Raw genomic sequence first — 14695 nt, 5'->3', positions numbered from 1 at the left:
CAAGCCCCCTGTTAGACTTGTCAGATGCTAGGGAAGGCCTACGACTCACAGGTGTGCTCGATCGCGCGGTCACTGGAACTGATCGGCGAGCGCTGGAGTTTGCTCATCATTCGCGATGCCGTATTCGCGGGGATGACGCGGTTCAACGACTTCCAGCGCGATCTCGGCGTGGCCCCCAACATTCTCAAAAGCCGTCTCGACGGGTTCGTCGATGCCGGAATCATGGTGCGGCACAAGTACAGTGACCAGCCCGAGCTGTTCGAATACCTGCTCACCGACAAGGGCCGCGCCCTGGCCCCGGCGCTGGTCGCGCTGACCGAATGGGGCGACCAGTGGGCCACCGACGACCCGCCGCCGATTCTCTACACGCACTCGGTGTGCGGCTCCTCGATCTCCCAGCAGACGGTCTGCGAACACTGCGGGCGCGTGGACGACCCGCAACAGATTCAGGCCCGCCCCGGCCCCGGCATGCCCCCGGAACGCCTGGCGCTGTTCACTCAAACTTCCTGAACCGGGCATGGTCGAACACTCGACCATGCGATCGTTGCCGTCCGCGCGGCGCGCACCGATGAATTCCGGATCCGAGGAACGTCTGCACACTCATGATCACCACAACGTGTACCGGAGTCCTCACCGTGGCCGTGCCCGTGACCGACCAAGACCGCAGCAAAGCCCTGTTCGGGCAACTCGGCTTCGAGACCCACCTGGACGCCGAATTGCAGCCGGGATTTCGCTGGCTGGAAATGCGCGTGCCCGGGTCCGAGACGACCCTGTCCCTGGTCCGCGCCTCCGAGAACCTGCCTGCCGGAATCGACACCGGCATACGGTTGGGCACCCCCGACGCGCGGGCGGCCCATGCCGCCTTGGCCGAGCTGGGATGCACCGTCGGCGCGCTGCTCGAATGGGAGACCGCTCCGCCGATGTTCGTGTTCCGCGATCACGACGGAAACGCCTTTTACCTCACCCAGGTGGACGAAGCCCAGCACACCTAGCCGTGCCGTGAAATATGCTGGCAGCGCGCATATTCCGAGTGCGGCGCGAGTTCGAACCCGCGTGTGGCGGCTTCGGGCGGGGCGCATACGGTCGGAGGAGGCGGGTCCAGTTGCCGTATATCGTTGGTATCGGCCAGATTTGGCGGATCAAGAGGGCCGCGGCGCGTGGCGACACCGACGCTATGGCTCGGCTCGCGGGCGTACTGCAGGCGCAAGGTTCGGCCGATGAGGCCGAGTCGTGGCTTCGTCGGGCCGCTGGCCTCGACAACAGGGATGCGATGACCAGCCTCGCGAACCTGTTGAACGGACGAGGTGCGGTGAGCGAGGCCGAGTCGTGGTATCGCGAGGCCGCGGCCCGAAATGACATGTACGCCATGCACAATCTCGGGGTGCTGCTACTACAGCAGGGTGATGCCGGCGAGGCGATGTCGTGGTTCCGCGCTGCGGCCGAACGCGGTAACCCCGGCTCGAAACGCAATCTCGAGCGCCTGTCCGAGGAGCCGAAAGAGGCTGGGGAGCGAGACCGCGCGGCGGCGCGCGGTGATGCCGAAGCGATGAACGAGCTCGGGGATGCGCTGGCTCGACGTGGTCATTTGCGCGAGGCCGAGTCCTGGTTCCGCAAAGCCGCGGGGCGCGACCACACCGGCGCGATGCACAACCTCGGGTGCCTGCTTTACGAGAAAGGTGAAGAGAGCGAAGGGAAGTCGTGGCTCGACAAGGCCGCGGCACGCGGCAGCGCCGACGCGATGCGCAGCCTCGGGGGTCTGCTTTTCGACCGCGGCGAGGCGGATGAAGCGGAATCATGGCTCCGCCGGGCGGCCGAACACGAGCATCCCGAGGCGATGCATGCCCTTGCGGGCCTGTTGTTTCAGCGAAATGAGCTCGACGAAGTGGAGTCATGGACCCGCAAGGCCGCAGCCCATGACATCCCCGGAGCGATGTTCAACCTCGGGGTGCTGCTGACTGAGCGGGATGAGATGACCGAGGCCGAACAGTGGTTCCGCAAGGCCGCGGCCTGCGACCGTACCGGCGCGATGTACAACCTCGGGATCCTGCTGTACAAGCGGGGCGAACTCACCGAGGCGGAGTCGTGGCTCCGCGAGGCGGCCGAACGCGGGAATGTCGCGGCAATGAAGGCCCTTGGACGCTTGCGAAAGGAGCGGGGCGAGCGCGGCGAGGCGAGATATTGGTTCCGCCGGGCACGCTCTTCGTGAGAACGTCGTCAGCTCACCGATGGCGGGCGTAGTCCGGATAGCGTTGCGCCAACGCGGCATCGAACGCGGCCACCCGTTCGGCCGAATCCGGCGGCGCGAACCTGGGACGCTTCGAATACCATTGCAGCAGTTCAGCGCTGGCTTGTGAGCGGCCGTTCTCGATGCCCAGGACGGCGACAGCGCGCAGGCGCGTCCAATCCGGATTGACCGGATCGCGGGCATCCCTCGGATTGCCGGTTCGTGCCAGGGCGAAGAGTTTGTCCATAGAATTCCGTGCTGACTGCCATAGGTCTACCGGGCCGCGGACGTAGTTCATGAAATTGCTGACACACCAGTCCAAGTCGGTCTCGGTACTGAGATAGAGCGCTCGGCTAGGATCGTGCCGATTGTCGAAATATCCGAACGAGACCGACTCGACTTCGTCATCGCCCCGCAGGCCCTGCTGGGAAACCGATCGCGCCATGTCACCCGCCGCGGACGACGCCAGCCATGCTGTCCCTCGGATAGCCAGCTGTCCGCTTCCGCGATGGATCCAAGCCACGATAGCCGGGGTCATTCCGACGACCTCCCCTTCCGGAGCCGAGAACCACAATCTGCGGGATCGGAGCTGTCGGCCCTTGAACGATTCAGCGGGCTGCCCGTCCAAAGGCGTTGACACCGAATAGCCCACCTGCGACATGGCGTCGGTCAAGCTGTCGCGCAGCAGGTCCATCAATCGCGCGGCACCGGTCGCCCTGGCCTGCCGGGTTGGCTTCGGCGCGATCTTCGCCGAAGCCGGTCTGCGGAGCACGCGGAACGGTCTGCCCGCTTGCGCCGTCAGATCCAGCAGTTCCTCGAGCCGTGCGCAGTCGATCATGGTCAGGTCGTAACCATCGGCGTCGAGCTCCAAAGATATTAGGGCGAAGCCGATTTCGAGGCAGTGCTCGCCGATCTCCTCGAGCAGCGACATCGTATCGTTGGTGGCGTCCCAGTCCAGAGTGGTGTCGCCGACGAAATCGGCGTACCAATCCCAAATGAACGCAGCGGGGAAAGTACCCATTTCGCTGAGATCGCTACGAATGTCATCGGGGTTCGACCGCCAATCGACATACACGCTCATACCGGCGTCGTCCAAACCTGATCGCAGGTCGTCGTACGGATCGTCCTCGCCGCTCAGGATCGCCTGCGCCACAACGGTGCGGGTCGGTGCGATACACCGAGCTACCGCCACCCACGCTTGTCTGCCATCGTCGAATTCCACTGCACCCCTTCATATCCGTACCGCGAGAAATGTACTCGTCGACTACGACAGGCCCGGCAGCCCAGCCCCTGAAGACCAGGGGCATCGAGTGTCGGGGCTGTCCGGGGCGGGGCCAGGGTTGAATACTGGCTCGCGCCAGGTTCGAGACATTGTGGGGTAGTTATGAATTCGAAGAAGATGGTCGGAGCGTTTGCCGTTGCGGCCGCGCTGTGCGCGCCCCTGGCGGGGACCGCGCAGGCCGCACCCGTTGACGGGGTGCAGTCGATCGATGGGGGGCTGCTCTCGGGGTCGGCCTCGTCACAGTCGGGGGTTCTCGGTCCGCGCAGTGGCTCCGCGTATCAGACGCTGAACCATCTGGTGTGCGTACTTTTCCACACCAGTCTCGATGGGTCGGTGGGTATTATGCGCTGCGACTGATCAACGTGAAAGCGGTTGCGGGCTAGACCATTTCAGGGTCCGGTGGCCCGAGTAGATCCCACCGGTTCCCTGAGATGTCGAGGAATACTGCCACCCGTCCATAGGGCTCGGTCCGTGGTTCGGTCACGAACGACACACCAGCCTCGCGCATGCTGCGATATGCCTCGGCGAAGTCGGCGACCCGAAGGAAGAAGCCGACTCTCCCTGCGGCCTGATCCCCGATGGCACGGTGCTGCCTGTCCCCATCCGCCCGCGCAAGCAAGATTCCGGTGGTCGCGCCGGGTGGGCGAACCACCACCCATCGTTTGGGACGACCATCGTTGGTCCGCGACGGCGAGTCTTCGACGAGATCGAAACCTAAAGCGCCGACGAAGAATTCGATGGCAGGGTCATACTCCTCGACGATGATCGCGATGAGCTCCAGATGCACGCTGCGAGCGTAGGCCGCCCCACCGACACACTCTCAGCGCCTGACCTTGTATTTCAGGTGCAGTACCCGCTCGCCCTGGATCACGACGTGCGGATCCTCCAGCAGATGCTGGCCATCGATATCGCCGAAGTACCGTTTGCCCGATCCGAAGATCACCGGGACCACGTCGATCGCGACCTCGTCGATCAGACCGGCCGCGAGGATCTGGCCGCCGACCTGTCCGGCGTTCACCGCGACGTTGCGGTCACCGGCGAGCTCGCGCGCCTTGGCTATCGCGGCGGTGATATCGCTGACGAAGTGATAGGACGCCTCGGGGTGCCAGCCCTCCGGTTTGGGGCGATGGGAGACCACGACCACGTGGTCACCTGCGGGCGGCTCGCCCTCCCAGCCGTTCACGAGGTCGAACAGCGTGCGGCCCATGACGATCGTCCCGATCGACGCCCACGTGTCCCGGACGTAGGCCGCCGAGGCGCGCGAGACCCGGAATCCGGATCCGGTGCTGGAATGGTCGAAGCCTTCTTCGCGCGCGGGCTCGGCGATCGGGGTGTCACCGCTGAAGTACCACTCGTGGAGTGGGCCGACATCGTCGTTCTTGTCGGCGATGAAGCCGTCCACCGACATCACGTTGTGCATGATCACCGTGCTCATTGATTCTCCTCGGGTCGCTCCTGCAATGGCCTGTGCGATTCTGTTCCACCGCGGGGTGTCCTGGCTTGTAAAAAATCACTCGGCGGGCATCGGTCCGGCGTCCGGCGGGAATCCGGCCGCGGCGGGAAATTTGCGCCGCAGTCGGAGGTATTCGGTGGGGGTGTAGCCGGTGAAGTCCTTGAATTCCCGGCTGGCGTGCGCCTGGTCGAAATAGCCAGCGGAAAGCGCGAATTCGGACCAGTCGACGGGTCGGCGCGCATCGACGGACAGGATCAGCCGGGCAAAGCGGTAGATACGCGCCACACGCTTGGGCGTGAGGCCGACATGCGATTTGAACTGCGCGGCAAGGTGATTGCCTCCCACCCCGGCGTCATCGGCAAGCGCGGTGACCGGGACCGCGCCATATGACCGCTCCAACCGCGCACCGGCGAAACTCACCAAATCCAGAGTGCGCGAGGGTGTTTCGGCGAGACGAGCTCGCAGCTCACGCTCCACGAAGCCGAGCGCGTCATTCGAGGCGGTGACCTCACCGAGCTGATTACGAATACGGTCCAGCGCGCGCTGCCAGACCGCGTCGACGGGTACGCAGCGATCTCGTAGCTCCGACGCCGGAATGTCGGTGAACGCCGAGAGCCCCCACGGCTTGAAATGCACGCCCACCAGCCGCACCCGAGCCGGATACTCCAGCAGGAAGCGTTTGGTCCACAAACCCATGAACCACCCGTCGACCAGCGTCACCGGCTCCGCCGAACCATCGCCGTCCCACATCCGGACGGGACCGCCGAGATTGATGAACAGATGCGCCGAAGGCATCGGCGGCACCAGCACACGAGGATGGCGCGGCACCCCCGACAGGCAGTAGATATCGTCGATGTACTCATCGAGCGGCGGGCCGGGAACCCGGCAATCGTAGCGCACCTCTCCAGTGTCGATGATCTTCGAGCAGGTGTCTTCGACTGGTCGGCGAACCGATGCCGGAAATAGGACATATGTCGGATACCGCACCGCGACCAGCACTACCTACCGTGATCACGGATCCGTTGATATTCCTATCGAAGTTCGGAGTGGTCGGTAATGCAGGGTAGGGATGTCGAGCTCGCCGCTCGGTGGTGGCAGTGGGCTATGGCGATGCCCAACGCCAAGAATCCGGTGGTTGACGAGACGGGCGAGCTCGCGGGCATCGATCAGCCCGCAGACGTGTGGTTCTTGGCCGGCACCTTCGGCGGCGAAGTCAAGCGACAGTGCACGATCCCGCACGGCCGCCCGATCTTCTTCCCGACATTCAACCTCTTCCAAGCCGTTCCGTACTCACTGTTCGGCCGCCCCGAACTCCCCACAGCCCCGGCGGCAAGCGGTCACGCGGAATTGAACGGCACTCCCCTCCCGATACGGGAAGTGGTCAACACCAAATCCTTCCGCGTGACAGCAGCAGCGGGCGGCCCCTTCGGCATCACAGGCCGCGTCAAGGCCAAAGCCTGGGGCCTATGGTGCAGCATCGACGATCTCCCACCCGGCGGCCACGTCCTATCCTTCGGAGGCGAATACGAGCCCGGCGGCTTCTGGGTCCACGCCCACTACCAACTGAAGATCGTTTAGCCGAGGCCCCAGGCGCGGCAGCTCAACAGCCCCGATCTCGACGCAGTCTCTCAACGCTCGCCGAGCGGCCATACGTAGTGGGCGGGAGCCGGTTCGACATATTGCCGCAGACTCCAGTCGAAGTTGGCCCAGTACGCGCGTTCCCGGCCGGAGTCGGGGTCGATCGCCAGGAAAGCCGAGAGGTCCCCGATCGCGCCCACACCGTCGATGTGATCGAGGGGACCGAACTCACTGTCGTCGAGTTCGCGGAGAGTGCATGACCAGGGCATGAGGTCGGACAGGTTCCTCAGGCGGGGCTGTGGGGCATCCGGGCGACGAACGAACTCGCGGAACATATTGGCGCGGCGGACTTCGGTGAGCTCGATCTGCAGGCCGGGCCAGAACGACAAGTTCCACCGCGCGTACCGCACTCGGCCGTCGGTATCGGGATGAACACTCTCGGAATCCGGTGCGCCCCAAGCGGAGATGTATTCGGCGAGAGTGCGGAGTTCGAAGGTCGGGTCGAGGAACCACCACCGCTTCTCGGCCTTCTCCGCCTCGGCCCGCGTCGCACCGATCCGCTCGAGTAGATCCGCGGCTTCCGCAGGTGCGCTGGTGCACATCGCATGAACCATCGAAAGCGGGTAGTCGTGCAGTGTCGGTTCAGGCTTGCCGGTCATATCGCCCCCCATTTCGGCCGTACCAATCCAAACGTATCAGCGAAATCGGGACGTCCCGGAATCGTTGGGAACATGCGTCTTTGGGTTGAGCGCGCAAATACGCTGCCGATAGGCGATGATCTTGAAGTTCGAGTGTTGGTGTTTCTCAGGGAAGTGTTCGATGAGTTTCTTTGGTAAGGCTGTTGTCGCGGTTGCGGCGGTGGGGCTGGTGGCTGGGTCGGCCGTTGGAGCCGGGGTCGCGAATGCCGGTGTGGGTGCGGTGGATTCGGGGCTGTTCGGGGCGATCGCCTTCAGCAAGTCGGAGTGGAGTTACGGCACCAGCGTCGATGCGGTGAGTGGTGAGGCCGCGGTGATCGAGGCACTCGACAACTGCGCGTGGGATGGCGCCACCGACTGTGTTGTAATGGCGCACTGGGCCGATGGCTGCGGGGCGTTGGTTTACACCAGCGACGATACGAGCCATGGTGTCAGCGTTGGTGTAGGAGACGATCGGGACACCGCACTGAGTCGGGCGTATCTCGGTCTGGCTCGCCGTTACCCGCGCGCGTTACTAGCGAATACCGGGTCCGCTGACCTGTCGGAGGCGAACGTATCCGAGGTGGTCTGCACCTCGAACGTCTAAGTCGACGTAGCATTACCGCTCCGCGTCGACCGGCCGTGCGAATCGCTCGCACGGCCTCGGCGTCTGTCCCCTAGATGTTCGGCAAAGCGACGGCTTCCAGGGTTTGTTCTATTGTCTCCCAGGGAATTCCGGCAGGGAGGACGATCATCTGAATGTCGGAGCCAGGTGCCCAGGTGTCGAGTTTCTCGCGTACTTCGGTGGGGGTTCCGTAGATGGTCAGGGCGTCGAGTGCGGGGTTTGCTTCGGGCGGTACGACCGAGCCTGTCGGGGTGGGGCGGGGGTTGGCGGCTCGGATGGCTTCCACCGCGTCCTTGTACCCCTGGCTGGCGATGAGGTCGGCGTAGCCGTCGCCCATTGCGCAGATGTACCAGGCGAGGCAGCTGGCGACGATGTCGCGGGCTGAGCGGCGGTCGGTGGTGGCTGCTGCGAAGGCTCCGGCGGTGATGGTGAGGGGTGGGCGGCCCGAACGTAGTTGGCGCAGTTCGGCGGCTCGTTCGCGCATGCGCTCGAGGGTGAGGAACAGCGGGTACCAACCGTCGGCGTGGTCGGCGACGATCCGGGTGGTGAGGTCGCCGGTGGCTGCGATCCAGATCGGAAGGTCCGGTGCCGGGGCCAGTCCCAGGCGCAGGGCGCGCGCCTGTCGGGTGGGCTCAATGCTGACGCGGTTGCCCGCGAGGATGTTTCGCACTTCGCTCGCCACCTCGCGCAGCTGGTGCGCGGGTCGCTCGAACGCGATGTCGTGCAGGCCCTCGGTCAGGGCTCGGCTGCTGGCTCCGAGGCCGAGAATCGCTCTGCCGCCGCTGATTTCGTTGAGGGTCACCGCGCTCATCGCGAGGGCGGCGGGGGTGCGGCTCCAGACGGACAGCACACCCGCGACCAGGGAGATGCGTGAGGTGCGGGTGGCGATCTCGGTCAGTAGCAGGGTGGCGTCGTGGGCCCAGCCTTCAGCGAGAGAGAAGACTTCATAGCCGAGTTCCTCGGCACGCAAGGCGGTCGCGACGATGATCTCGCGGCGGGTCTCCATCGGAGTGAGGGCGACGCCGAGGCGGCGGGCGGTCACAGCGAAATCCAGACGGTGCGGGCGGCGGCCATGAGTTCGCCGTCGGTGGTGTACAGCGCGGCACCGGCTTTGATCTTGCGGCCGTCGCGCTCGCGGGACCAGCTCACGATCTGGCAGGGCTCATCCGCGATCGGCCGCCGATGGATCGTCGCGGTCATGCGGCCGAGGACGGCGATCTCACCGGATGCGAGCTGATCGTAGGCGGCCCAGCCGCTCGGGCAATCGAGTGTGGCCCAGACGAATTCGGGATGTACGAGGCCGTCGGCGCCTGTCAGTGATGCGTCGGGCGTCCAGCGATCGGCGAGGACATCGCGGCCCGGTACCCGTCGGCTGAAGATTCGCAGGCCGTCACCGGGTGCGCGATCGGGTCCGCAGGTGAAGCAGGTTCGGAACGGGTGCTCGCGGTCGGCGAAGACGGGCTGGGTATCGAATTCGAATCCGACCACCGGTGGCTCCAGGTCGTCGAACTTCTCGGTCACCGGCTCGGCGACCGCGATAGTTTGGCCCTGCTGATCGGTGAGCGTGTACCGGTTGTCCGCGGAGTCGATGGGCAGCAGCACATTCAGCGGCGGCGGGCGGCGCAGTGTCACCTCCATCGTCTCGCCCGGCGCGAGTTGCGCCAGCGCGCCGGAGGCGTAGCCGCCGTTGGCGCTGTCGGGCGGCCCGTTGAAGCGTGCGGGGAAGGTAAGAGCCATATTCATTAGAACGGTTCGTCACAAGATCCGGTTCGATGTGCGCCGCAGGCGGTTCCAGCCGACCATCGACCTACCTCCCGGATCACATCGAGTGCGGAATGCGGCCGATTCGGATCAGGTCGAGCGGGACCGGTCACTCTGCGCGACGGTGTTGTTAGCGTTCGCCGGATGGATCTGGAACTGAATGGGAAGCGCGCGATCGTCACCGGCGGCAGCCGGGGAATCGGATTGGCCGTGGCGCGGGCGCTCGCGGACGAGGGCGTCGACCTGGTGATCGCGGCCCGTGACGCCGAGCGGCTCGAGGCTGCCGCGCGAGAGGTGTCGGAGGCGACCGGTCGGCGCGTGATCGCGGTGCCCACCGACACCGGTGACGATGAGCAGGTGCGGCGGTTGGTCGAGCGGACTGTCCAGGAATTGGGCGGGGTCGACATTCTGGTGAATTCGGCGGCGACGCCGTGGAGCGCGGGTGCGAGCGCGGATCTCGCCGCGACCTCGGATGAGGTGGTGCGGCGCGAGGTGGAGATCAAGGTGCTGGGATATCTGCGCACCGCGCGGGCGGTCGCGCCGCATCTGGTCGAGCAGGGGTGGGGCCGCATCATCAATATCAGTGGACTCGGTGCGCGCCAAGCCAATTCGATCGCCCAGACCATCCGCAATGTCGGGGTGTCGGCCCTAACGAAGAACCTCGCCGATGAACTCGGACCGCACGGAATCAATGTGACCGTCGTGCATCCCGGGCTGACTCGGACCGAACGACTGACCGAGCGGCTGACCGCGGAGTCGCGGGAGAACGGAACTCCGATCGCCGAGCTCGAGCAGACGGCGTCCCGCAATTCGCTGCGCCGGGTGATCGACGCCTCGGAAGTCGCTGCGGTGGTGGCTTTCCTGGCGTCGCCGCGCAGTGTCGCTATCACGGGTGATGCCATTGCGGCCGGCGGCGGGGTTCCCGGGCCGGTCTACTACTGACCGAACCGAGCCGATAGCCGTTGCCACACAACGGCTATCGGCGCACGCCGTCATTCGTCGGCCACGGTGGCCGGTGCAGCGATCAGCGCGAGCGTAAACCTGTTGTGAATACAGCAGCGGGTACAACATCATCGGATGAATTGTGCGCAGTCGGCCGGGACGATTCCGCGATGACCGAAACGGCGGCGAACCCGGTCGGACTCGCGGACGTGACGGACCCGCCCGCTACGGCCACCCGCGCGGACGAGCGTTCGGCGTTATGGTCCTGTCTCGGTGCGGGTTTCGCGACACTGCTCGACAGTGCGGTGGCCGCCTTCACCGCTCCGTCGGTGCAATCCTCACTCGCGCTGGCGGACTCCGATATCCAATGGTTTCTGGCCTCGTTCTCGCTGATGTTCGGGCTCGGGCTCGCACCTGCCGGGCGACTGGGCGACGCCTACGGACGGCGCGGATTGTTCATCGCGGGGCTCACGCTGTTCCTGGTCGGCGGTATCGCGTCGGCGACGGCGATGAGCGCGTGGTGGGTGATCGGCGGGCGGCTCGTGCAAGGGTTCGGCGCCGGGGTCATCAGCGCCCAGGTGCTCGCGGTCATCCAGGACACCTTCACCGGTCCCGCCCGGCTGCGCGCACTGGCCGGGTACACCGCCGCGGGCGCGGCCGCCGCGATCGTCGGACCCGTGGCGGCCGGTCTGGCGCTGTGGCTCATTCCGGCCGAATTCGCTTGGCGGATCATACTTTTACTGCCGATTCCGTTCACCATCGCGACCATCGTGTTCGGCTTCCGAGGGCTGCCCCGATCCCCGCGAGTGCGACGCACGACCGATCTCGATGTGCCCGGTATCGCCACCCTGGGCTTGCTGGTGGTCCTGGTGACAATCCCGGTCATCGACCCCGGACTTCCCGCGCACACCATCGTGGCCGTGATTGCCGCGTGCGGATTGCTGCTCACCGGTCTCGTGTGGTGGGAGCGACGGTACGCGCGCCGGGGCAAGCTGCCGCTGTTCGCGCCCGCGCTGATGCGATCGCGCGGCTATGTCACCGGAAATGTGGTGGCGGCACTGTGGTTCGGGGCGGTATTGGCGTTCGGCACGATCAAGACCGTCTACTTCCTGCAGATGTCCGATATTCCCGCCCTCGCCCTCGCACTGGCGCTGATCCCGACGGCTCTCGCGCGGATGGTTGCGGCACGCTGGGGGCAAAGGCTTTTCGTGACCCACGGTCCGGCGCTGGTCACCTATGGCCTGGTGATCCAGACCATCTGTCTGGCGGTCAGCGCGGCGGCGGCACTGTGCAGTGACGGATGGGCGCTGTTCCTCATCCTGTCGGCCATCCAGATCGGCTCCGGCCTATCCGGTGGCGTGGTGGAACCGCCGCTGCGCGTGGTCACCCTGGCGTTCACCCCGCCGTCACTGCACGGTGTCGGCGCGTCATTTCTGCAACTGACACAGCGTCTTTCGGCCACCTTCTGCATCGCGCTCACCACCGGCGTGCTGCTCGCGTTCGGAGGGACCGCATCGACGCAGTCGCTGATGTGGGCGGTACTGCTGTGCGCGGGGGCCTCCGCGATAGCGACGGCCACATCGTTCTCACCGCACTTCCGGGGCTATTCACCACTGGCGCAGTGAGATTCGCGGCTTTGCTCCGTTCGGGGCGGCTATATCGGAGTACAGAGGGTCCGTTATCCGCAGCATTTTCCGGTGCAGCCCCCTCTCGCAGTGTTAACGACGTAGACCTACAGTCATAGAACTACACTGTTGACACACGATCGAGGCAAGCGTCTACTGGAGGGAACACTAGAAGTGTCGATGATCGCCCTCATCGCTCTGCTCGGCCGGTCACGACTGGAGAACACTCCCGCGAACCGAGACCTCGACTAGAACGCCGGGGGCTTGCGACACATCCGCACCCCACCCGAGTTGGCGCGACCGACTCGAGCGACGATCAAATCGCGGTCCCGACAAGATTGGAAATGCGCGCCATGGCAACATATTTGGACTCCCCAGGCTTGCCGTTCAGCCTGCACTTCCGCGATGCCGAATCCCCCGCCGTGGCCGCCGCCGCACGTGACTGGATCGCACGCGGGCAGATCTTCACAGTAACCCTGACCAACGATGCTGCGACGATCGAAAACCGTTACCTGCTGGTCAATTTCGGCGCGGTGACCTGTCTGACCGTGCATAACGCCGACTCCCGCGACGACGTCGCTGAACAGCGCATCACCTATGGCGCCGTGCTCACCGCGAGCGGCGATCTCGAAATCGAAACCCGGGCGCTCTCCGCCCATCGCGACTGACCATCCCGGCCCGCGGCGGCCAATCGACCCGCCGCGCGCAGTGGGGAACAACGCTCGGTCGGCAAATCGACCGGGCGGACTCGAGTCTCGAATGAAAGGAGAGTCGATCATGACCTCACAGGCGACCGAAACCACCACAGGGCGACCATCGCACGACCAGCCGCTGCGACTCGAACTCGAGGGTGGCGGCGTTGCCTCCGACGGGTCCTGGTGGCCGCACGGTCGCGACCTCAGCGCGGAACTGCCCGAACTGCTCGCGATGCTCACGCCCCGGCTCGGCCCGATCCATCGCGTGATCTACAACCTCGACGAATGGGATACCGCGCCGCGCAAACTCGCCTTCGGCGGACGCCAGGTTCGGCTCGACGGGTACCGGCATCTACCCGCCCGTACCTTGGAAATCCTCGGGGTCGACATCGGTGCTCGACTGGCCCTCAGAGTCATCGCATCGCAGGCCGACAGCGAATTGTCCGGCGCACAGCAGCGTTGGGAATCCGAAGGCGGCGGTCGGGCTACATCTTGACGTAGCGTGCCATTGCGAAGCTGTACAGGCCGTAGGTGATGATGCCCAGACCGGCTACCACGAGCAGGATGACTCCATATGGTTGCGCGCCAAGGGTTTTGAACGCACCGTCGAGACCGGTGGCCTTATCCGGCTTCGACTGGATCGCAGCCAGGATCACCAGCGCTCCGGCCGCGGCGATGGCCAAGCCCTTGGCGATGTAGCCGATCATGCCCAGTCTGCGCACGAGTGCGCTGGTCGCGCCTTCGAGATCGTCCAGGAAATTCCGGCTGGCGCCCTTGTAGACGTGATAGCCGCCGATCGCGATGATGATCAGTCCGCCGATGATCAGGGCGATGGTTCCCGCGGTGTGCTGCATGACGCGTGCGGTGAGCCCGGCGTTCTGACCACCGCTGGACTTGCCGTGGCCGCGGGCGAATCCCAACGCGGACACGGCGAATGCGAAATAGACCACGCCGACCGAGAACGCCTTGATCCGATCGATCACCTGGTGCATCGTGCCGTCGGCATCGGGCTTGGACGCACTGCCGAGAACGGCTTCGGCGACTCGCCACAGCGCCATCAACACAAACGCGACGAAACCTATCCAAAGTGCAACGGTGCCACCGGGTTTGGCGGCGAGCTCGGCCATGGCGCCGGATTGGTCGGCCGCGCCGCCCCCGCCGCCGAACGCTATGCGAATGGCGATATAGCCGATGAGCAGATGAACGATGCCGCTCATGATGAATCCCGTACGGGCGAACCGTTCGAAGACGCTGTTCTGCGCAATGCGCCCGAGGGTGGAGGACGAGTTGTCCGACGACGCCGACGGCGAACGCGTAGCGGGCGCCTGGGCGGGGTTGGTGTCCGGCATATTTCCTTCTTCGCGCTGATCGAAAGGTCTGCACACGCCGCATACCCGTTGGCATCAGGCCGAACCACACCGTGCATGGCGTCGCGTCATCCGATGCCCGAATCCGCTCCCGGCCACCGCATTGTTTGACATCGCCGATGCGGGCTACCCGCTGAAAGGACCGGCCGGATATCGCAGGCCGGGCCACCCGACGAAAGGACTTGTGACATGAGCGCACTCGACAAGGCGAAGAACAAGGCCGACGAACTCGCCGGCCGGGCAAAGGAAAAGACCGGCGAAGCCACCGGCGACAAGAGCCAGGAGTCCGAGGGCAAGATCGATCGGGCCAAGGCTGATCTCAAGGGCGCGGGCGAGAAGGTCAAGGACGCCTTCGGCAAGTAATTCAGCCCGTCCGCACCGGTTGGAGCGGGTGGTCGTCATCAAGCGGCCGTCCGTTCGAGCCAGCGGAAATCGATTTCGGGTACATATCACTGTCCATCAGATCCCT

At 65.2% G+C, this 14695-nt stretch carries 18 protein-coding genes; 10 read left to right on the top strand and 8 right to left on the bottom strand.

Annotated features, from left to right (window positions below; all coding sequences use genetic code 11):
• The first annotated feature begins 24 nt into the window (after window positions 1-24).
• The 3 genes from ACFC4D_RS16230 to ACFC4D_RS16220 all read left to right on the top strand — a co-directional run bounded on the left by ACFC4D_RS16230 (window position 25) and on the right by ACFC4D_RS16220 (window position 2206).
• The gene (locus ACFC4D_RS16230) at window positions 25-510 is read left to right on the top strand and encodes a winged helix-turn-helix transcriptional regulator (protein ID WP_376063962.1); all 486 of its coding nucleotides are present in this window, start codon (window positions 25-27) and stop codon (window positions 508-510) included.
• Between the two features lie 92 nt (window positions 511-602).
• The gene (locus ACFC4D_RS16225; protein WP_376063960.1) at window positions 603-992 is read left to right on the top strand and encodes a VOC family protein; all 390 of its coding nucleotides are present in this window, start codon (window positions 603-605) and stop codon (window positions 990-992) included.
• A 110-nt stretch (window positions 993-1102) separates the two neighbouring features.
• Window positions 1103-2206, top strand: coding sequence for a tetratricopeptide repeat protein (locus ACFC4D_RS16220; RefSeq protein ID WP_376063958.1), 1104 nt, complete (start codon window positions 1103-1105; stop codon window positions 2204-2206).
• A 13-nt stretch (window positions 2207-2219) separates the two neighbouring features.
• On the opposite strand, the gene ACFC4D_RS16215 is transcribed toward ACFC4D_RS16220, so the two are convergent.
• The 4 genes from ACFC4D_RS16215 to ACFC4D_RS16200 form a co-directional block, all read right to left on the bottom strand.
• Entirely contained in the window at window positions 2220-3446 is a 1227-nt protein-coding gene (locus tag ACFC4D_RS16215; RefSeq protein ID WP_376063956.1) for a hypothetical protein, read from the bottom strand.
• Between the two features lie 439 nt (window positions 3447-3885).
• Window positions 3886-4293 carry a VOC family protein gene (locus tag ACFC4D_RS16210; RefSeq protein ID WP_376063953.1) on the bottom strand — a complete coding sequence of 136 codons (408 nt, stop codon included), beginning with the start codon at window positions 4291-4293 and terminating at the stop codon, window positions 3886-3888.
• Between the two features lie 33 nt (window positions 4294-4326).
• Window positions 4327-4941 carry a dihydrofolate reductase family protein gene (locus tag ACFC4D_RS16205; protein WP_375959369.1) on the bottom strand — a complete coding sequence of 205 codons (615 nt, stop codon included), beginning with the start codon at window positions 4939-4941 and terminating at the stop codon, window positions 4327-4329.
• Between the two features lie 75 nt (window positions 4942-5016).
• The gene (locus tag ACFC4D_RS16200; RefSeq protein ID WP_376063950.1) at window positions 5017-5859 is read right to left on the bottom strand and encodes a DUF6597 domain-containing transcriptional factor; all 843 of its coding nucleotides are present in this window, start codon (window positions 5857-5859) and stop codon (window positions 5017-5019) included.
• 210 nt (window positions 5860-6069) lie between these two features.
• Between ACFC4D_RS16200 and ACFC4D_RS16195 the strand changes: the two genes are divergently transcribed.
• The gene (locus ACFC4D_RS16195; protein WP_376063947.1) at window positions 6070-6537 is read left to right on the top strand and encodes a hypothetical protein; all 468 of its coding nucleotides are present in this window, start codon (window positions 6070-6072) and stop codon (window positions 6535-6537) included.
• Window positions 6538-6587: 50 nt separating this feature from the next.
• On the opposite strand, the gene ACFC4D_RS16190 is transcribed toward ACFC4D_RS16195, so the two are convergent.
• Window positions 6588-7196 (bottom strand): hypothetical protein, encoded by a 609-nt coding sequence (locus ACFC4D_RS16190; protein WP_376063944.1) that lies wholly within the window; start codon window positions 7194-7196, stop codon window positions 6588-6590.
• A gap of 115 nt (window positions 7197-7311) precedes the next feature.
• Between ACFC4D_RS16190 and ACFC4D_RS16185 the strand changes: the two genes are divergently transcribed.
• Window positions 7312-7818, top strand: coding sequence for a DUF4189 domain-containing protein (locus ACFC4D_RS16185; RefSeq protein ID WP_376063941.1), 507 nt, complete (start codon window positions 7312-7314; stop codon window positions 7816-7818).
• Window positions 7819-7888: 70 nt separating this feature from the next.
• Here the strand turns inward: ACFC4D_RS16185 and ACFC4D_RS16180 are convergent, their stop codons facing one another.
• Both ACFC4D_RS16180 and ACFC4D_RS16175 read right to left on the bottom strand, forming a co-directional pair.
• Window positions 7889-8878: an LLM class flavin-dependent oxidoreductase gene (locus ACFC4D_RS16180; protein WP_376063939.1), complete on the bottom strand. Its 990-nt coding sequence runs from the start codon at window positions 8876-8878 to the stop codon at window positions 7889-7891.
• Entirely contained in the window at window positions 8875-9573 is a 699-nt protein-coding gene (locus tag ACFC4D_RS16175) for a hypothetical protein (protein ID WP_376063936.1), read from the bottom strand. Before ACFC4D_RS16175 ends, ACFC4D_RS16180 begins: the two co-directional genes overlap by 4 nt.
• A 168-nt stretch (window positions 9574-9741) precedes the next feature.
• On the opposite strand from ACFC4D_RS16175, the gene ACFC4D_RS16170 reads away from it, so the two are divergent.
• From ACFC4D_RS16170 to ACFC4D_RS16155, 4 genes are all read left to right on the top strand, one after another.
• Complete coding sequence (locus ACFC4D_RS16170; RefSeq protein WP_376063933.1) at window positions 9742-10539, top strand: SDR family NAD(P)-dependent oxidoreductase; 798 nt, start codon at window positions 9742-9744, stop codon at window positions 10537-10539.
• 170 nt (window positions 10540-10709) lie between these two features.
• Window positions 10710-12164 (top strand): MFS transporter, encoded by a 1455-nt coding sequence (locus tag ACFC4D_RS16165; RefSeq protein ID WP_376063930.1) that lies wholly within the window; start codon window positions 10710-10712, stop codon window positions 12162-12164.
• A 344-nt stretch (window positions 12165-12508) separates the two neighbouring features.
• On the top strand, window positions 12509-12832 hold the full coding sequence (locus ACFC4D_RS16160) for a hypothetical protein (protein ID WP_375959383.1): 324 nt from the start codon (window positions 12509-12511) through the stop codon (window positions 12830-12832).
• Window positions 12833-12941: 109 nt separating this feature from the next.
• Entirely contained in the window at window positions 12942-13355 is a 414-nt protein-coding gene (locus ACFC4D_RS16155; RefSeq protein WP_376063928.1) for a DUF5994 family protein, read from the top strand.
• Here the strand turns inward: ACFC4D_RS16155 and ACFC4D_RS16150 are convergent.
• Window positions 13345-14208, bottom strand: a complete 864-nt coding sequence (locus ACFC4D_RS16150; RefSeq protein WP_376063926.1) for a DUF1206 domain-containing protein — start codon at window positions 14206-14208, stop codon at window positions 13345-13347. The genes ACFC4D_RS16155 and ACFC4D_RS16150 overlap by 11 nt on opposite strands.
• A gap of 207 nt (window positions 14209-14415) precedes the next feature.
• Between ACFC4D_RS16150 and ACFC4D_RS16145 the strand changes: the two genes are divergently transcribed.
• A complete protein-coding gene (locus ACFC4D_RS16145; protein WP_364645798.1) occupies window positions 14416-14589 on the top strand; it encodes a CsbD family protein in 174 nt (57 codons plus the stop codon).
• Window positions 14590-14695 lie beyond the last annotated feature (106 nt).

It is taken from the genome of Nocardia sp. NPDC056000 (assembly GCF_042269265.1).
Lineage (GTDB): Bacteria > Actinomycetota > Actinomycetes > Mycobacteriales > Mycobacteriaceae > Nocardia.
This window is presented reverse-complemented; position numbering and strand designations above follow the sequence as displayed.